This window comes from Cellulosimicrobium composti (assembly GCF_010287905.1).
Taxonomy (GTDB): Bacteria; Actinomycetota; Actinomycetes; order Actinomycetales; family Cellulomonadaceae; genus Cellulosimicrobium; species Cellulosimicrobium composti.
In genome coordinates this window covers 1-5,319 of sequence record NZ_JAAFAN010000119.1, presented here as the reverse complement: position 1 = coordinate 5,319, position 5,319 = coordinate 1, and the positions used below count along the sequence as shown (strand labels likewise).

The following is a 5,319-nucleotide window of genomic DNA, read 5'->3' as shown; positions in this document are numbered from 1 at the left end:
CTGGCTGCCGGGGGCGGGGGTCGCCCCCGGCGCCCCGGGGCCGGCCGTGCGGGCGGGGGCCGTTGGTGGGGCGGCGGCCGCACCGCCGGCTGCGGCCGCGACGACGCTCGGCGGGACGACCGCCGCCGGGGCGGTCGCCACCGCCGCGGGCGACGTCCGCAAGATCACGATGTACGCCGAGCGGATCTCCGACACGCTCGTCGGGTACGGCCTCGAGCCGGGCAAGGCCACCGTGCCCGGCCCGATCCTCGAGATGTGGGAGGGCGAGACGCTCGAGATCACGCTCGTCAACACCACCGACAAGCGCCTGTCGATCCACCCGCACGGCGTGAACTACGACGTGAACAGCGACGGCAGCGCCTTCAACGACTCCTTCAACGAGCCGGGCGAGACGCGCACGTACACGTGGTCGACCGTGAAGATGGCGCGCGACCGCGGCATCTGGATGCCGGGCAGCGCGGGCTACTGGCACTACCACGACCACGCGTGGGGCGACCACGGCACGCAGGGCATCGCGGCCGGGCTGTACGGCGCGCTCGTCGTGCGCCGGGTCGGGGACGTGCTGCCGCAGAAGCAGTTCACGATGGTCTTCAACGACATGACCATCAACAACAAGGTCGCGCCGGACACCCCGATGTTCGAGGCGAAGCTCGGCGAGCGCGTCGAGTTCATCTGCATCGGCCACGGCAACCAGCTCCACACGTTCCACCTGCACGCCCACCGCTGGGCGAACAACCGCACCGGGCTCCTCGCGGACCAGTACGACCCGAGCCAGGTCGTGGACAACCGGGACCTCAACCCGGGCGACGCGTTCGGGTTCCAGGTCGTCGCGGGCCTCGGCGTCGGGCCGGGCGCGTGGATGTACCACTGCCACGTCCAGTTCCACTCCGACGGCGGCATGGCGGGCATCTTCCTCGTGCGCAACGCGGACGGCTCGATGCCGCCCGGGGCGCAGGAGTCGATCGACCGGTTCCAGGGCCACGCCGGGCACTCCACGACACCGTCCGGGACGACGACCGGCGGCGCGGCCACCACCACCGGCGCCGTCGCCGGCGGCACCGGGCCGGCCGTCGTCGACATCTCGGGCCACGCCGGGCACTGACGCACGACCGCGGCACCGCACCGAGCACCGCGCGGCGCCGCCACGATCGGCTCCCGGCCGGACCGGGAGCGTCGCACCGATGACGAAGGAGTTGCCAGAGTGCTGACCAGACGATCGACCTCCCCCGCGAGGGGACGCTCCCGGCCGGGAGCTCTACGGGCCCTGACCGTCGGCCTGACGGGCGTCGCGCTCGTCGCCAGCGCGGCCGTGGTCCCGGCGGCGGCCCAGACCGGTGCCACCGCGCCCACGACCGCGGCCGTCAGCGCGGGCGCCCTGGCGGCGGCGCCCGTCGCCACCGCGGCGGGCACCACGTCCGTGCGCGTGCTCGTGTTCCACGGCGCGCCCGGCGAGCAGGACGACCCCGTCGTCGAGGCGACCGCCGCGCTCACCGAGATCGGCGCCGCCAACGGGTTCGACGTCGAGGCGACGTCCGACCCGGCGATGCTCAGCGCCGCGACGCTCGGCGAGTACCGCGGCGTCGTCATGCTCTCCTCGGAGGGCGTCGAGCTCGACGGCGCGCAGGAGGCCGCCCTCCAGGCCTACGTCAACGCGGGCGGCGGGTTCCTCGGCGTGCGCGACGCCGCGCGCGCCCAGGAGTCGTCGAAGTGGTTCGAGGGCCTCGTCGGCGCCCGGATCGCGGGCGCGACGCCGGTCGCGGAGAAGGTCGCCGAGGCGACGGGCACCGGGACCAGCCCGGCCGCCGAGACCCCGCCCAAGGCCGTCGACGGCGACCCCGGCACCAAGTGGCTGACGTTCGCCCGCGCGGGGACGCTCACGCTCCGCATGGAGGAGCCGGTCGCGCTGGTGGAGTACAGCCTGACGTCGGCGAACGACTCCCCGGGGCGCGACCCGCGGGACTGGACGATCCAGGGCTCGACGGACGGCCAGACGTGGGTCGACGTCGACTCCCGGACCGGCGAGACGTTCTCGCAGCGCTTCCAGCGCCGCACCTTCTCGGTCGGCAGCGAGACCGAGTACGGCTGGTACCGCCTCGTCGTCACCGCGAACTCCGGCGACTCCGAGGTCCAGCTCGCCGAGCTGTCGCTGTTCGGGCCCGACTCCGTCGAGCAGCCCGACGAGGAGATCCCCGTCACCGAGCGCACGGTCGACCTCGTCGACCGTCAGCACCCGGCGTCGGCGGACCTCCCGCTCACGTGGGACCGCGAGGACCGGTGGCTCGAGTGGACCGAGGACCCGACCGGTGACGTGCACACCGTCGCGACGGTCGAGCCCGGCCCGGACGCCGGCCCGACGACCTCGCCGTTCCAGCCCGTCTCGTGGTGCCGCGACTACGACGGCGGCCGCTCGTTCTTCACCGGCATGGGCGGCACGCCCGAGAGCTGGGCGGACGAGACGTTCCGCGAGCACCTGCTCGGCGCGCTGCAGTGGACGACGGGCGTCGTGCGCGGCGACTGCCAGGCCACGATCGCGTCGAACTACAAGGCCGAGCGCCTGTCCGCGGAGAACGCCCCGGGCGAGCTCGACCAGAACGGCGAGCCGCACGGCCTGACGATCGCGCCCGACGGCACCGTGTTCTACATCGGCCGCGGCGCGTGCGCCACGGGCCCGATCGTGCCGTGGACAGACCCGAACGTGGGCCTCGGGTGCGGCACGATCCACCAGTGGGACCCGGAGACGGGCGACGTCACGCTGCTCACGACGCTCGACGTCATGGGCAACCGCGGCAGCGGCGACGAGCTCGTGAAGAACGAGGAGGGCCTGCTCGGCATCGTCCCCGACCCGGACTTCGCCGAGAACCACTGGCTCTACGTCTACTGGATGCCGCACGAGTCGATCGACCGTGAGCGCCGCGTGGGCCACCGCACGATCTCGCGCTTCACGTACGACCCGGCGGGCCCGACGATCGACCAGAGCACGCGCGTCGACCTGCTCGAGTGGGAGACGCAGATCCACAGCTGCTGCCACGCGGGCGGCGGCATGGCGTTCGACGACGCGGGCAACCTCTACGTCGGCTCGGGCGACAACAACTCCTCGGGCGGCTCGAACGGGTACTCCGGCAACAACTGGACCCAGGAGTTCGCGGGGATCAGCTTCCAGGACGCGCGCCGCACGTCGGGCAACACGAACGACCTCAACGGCAAGATCCTGCGGATCCACCCCGAGGACGACGGCACGTACTCGATCCCCGAGGGCAACCTCTTCCCCGAGGCGGACGACCCGGGCGACAAGACCCGGCCGGAGATCTACGTCATGGGCGTGCGCAACATCTCGCGCCTGCAGATCGACGCGGACACCGACTGGCTGACGGCCGCGTGGGTCGGCCCCGACGCCACGCTGCCCAACCCGGAGCTCGGCCCGGCGAAGTACGAGACCGCGACGATCATCACGTCCGCGGGCAACCAGGGCTGGCCGTACTGCATGGGCAACAAGCAGCCGTACCGCGACCGGAGCAACGAGGACGCGAGCGTCCTCACCGGCTGGTACGACTGCGACGCCCCGAAGAACACGTCGCCGCGCAACACGGGCCTCGTGGACCTGCCGCCCGTGCGCGACAACATGATCTGGTACTCGCCCTCGGGCGGCGGCCCGGTGTTCCCGGACCGTGGGAACGGCATCCCGTCGTACGAGGACGACGAGGCGACCTACACCATCCCGTGGCTGCGGGGCGGCGGCCAGGCCGTCATGTCCGGTCCGACGTACCGCCAGTCGCAGGTCGACCCCGAGTCCGACGTCGCGTGGCCGTCGTACTGGGAGGGCAAGTGGTTCCTCGGCGACCAGTCCAACCCGAACAACCGCGTCGCGGTGACGGTCGACCCGGACACGGTCGAGGAGGCGGGCGCCCCGGCGTTCATGGAGGATCTCCGCCAGATCATCCCGGGCGGCCGCGGTGACGGGCTGCTGCAGAGCTGGATGGACGCGAAGTTCGGTCCGGACGGCGCGCTGTACCTGCTCGACTACGCGGGCGGCTTCTTCAGCCTCGACCCGAACCAGAAGCTCATGCGGATCACGTACCACGGCGGGGCCCCGACCCCGGCGCCGGCCGCGTCCGCGACGAGCATCCAGGGCGACCCGCTGACGGTGCAGTTCACCGGTGCGCGCTCCGGCGGCGTCTCCTACTACTGGGAGTTCGGCGACGGCTCGACCTCGCGCCAGGCCAACCCGAAGCACAAGTACCCGCGCGTCGGGACCTACGAGGCGAAGCTCACCGTGACGTACGCCGACGGCTCGACGGCCACCGTCACGACCGACGGCTCGCCGACGTGCACCCTGCCCGACGAGCGCGAGACCGTGTTCTTCGGCGACGTCGACTCCACGGTCGAGAACCTCGACCTCGGCGCGTGCACGATGAACGACCTGTTCCAGGACGAGAAGGAGTGGCGCACCCACGCCCGCTTCCTCGCGCACGTCGAGTCGGTCGCCAAGAGCCTGTACGACGACAGCCGGATCGACGAGCGCGAGCGCGCTCGCCTCGTCGACGCGGCGGCGCGCTCGCAGATCGGCGTGGACCCGGGCGGGTACCGCACGATCTTCGACGGCACGCAGGAGTCGCTGTACGACTGGTTCCAGGCGCCGGACGGCAAGTTCACGCTCGAGCCGGGCGGTTCGCTGAGGTCGAGCGGCGGTCTGGGCATGCTCTGGTACGCGGGCGAGGAGCTCGGGGACTTCTCCGTGAAGCTCTTGTACCGCGACGTCTCGGAGGGTGACCACCACGCCAACACCGGCGTGTTCACCCGGTTCCCGAACCCGGAGGAGCCCGGCGACGCCGAGTGCGCCGAGGGTCAGACGTCGCCCGCGTGGGTCGCGATCTACTGCGGTCACGAGATCCAGATCTACGACGGTCCGACGGGCGAGCCCCAGAAGACCGGCTCGGTCTACAACTTCGACCCGGTCGGCCTGAACACCGGCGGCGAGAAGCCCAAGGGCGAGTGGAACGAGTACGAGATCCGGGTGGTCGGGCAGCAGTACACGATCATCCGCAACGGCGTGGTCATCAACGAGTGGGAGAACGCGCCGGGGCAGCAGTCGTCCCGTGCGGGCGACCCGCCGACCGACCTGCGCCAGTTCGAGCGCGGCTTCATCGGCCTGCAGAACCACGGGAGCGCGGACCTCATCGAGTTCCGCGACGTCCGGGTGGCGGACCTGTAGCACCGCCGGGGGGGGGGGCCCCCAGGCCGCGGGGGCCCCCCGCCAACCGCGCCCGGGGGTCCCGGTAGCTCCGGCGGCCCGCCGCGGGCGGCGGGCCGGCCCCGCGGACA

At 72.4% G+C, this 5,319-nt stretch carries 2 protein-coding genes; both read left to right on the top strand.

Annotated elements, in window-relative coordinates:
- Positions 1 to 1,102 (top strand): multicopper oxidase domain-containing protein (locus tag GYH36_RS18770; RefSeq protein ID WP_203232043.1); only part of this gene is annotated, 1,102 nt, incomplete at its 5' end.
- A 99-nt stretch (positions 1,103 to 1,201) separates the two neighbouring features.
- A complete protein-coding gene (locus tag GYH36_RS18765) occupies positions 1,202 to 5,209 on the top strand; it encodes a ThuA domain-containing protein (RefSeq protein WP_312028718.1) in 4,008 nt (1,335 codons plus the stop codon).
- The last annotated feature ends 110 nt before the right edge of the window (positions 5,210 to 5,319 follow it).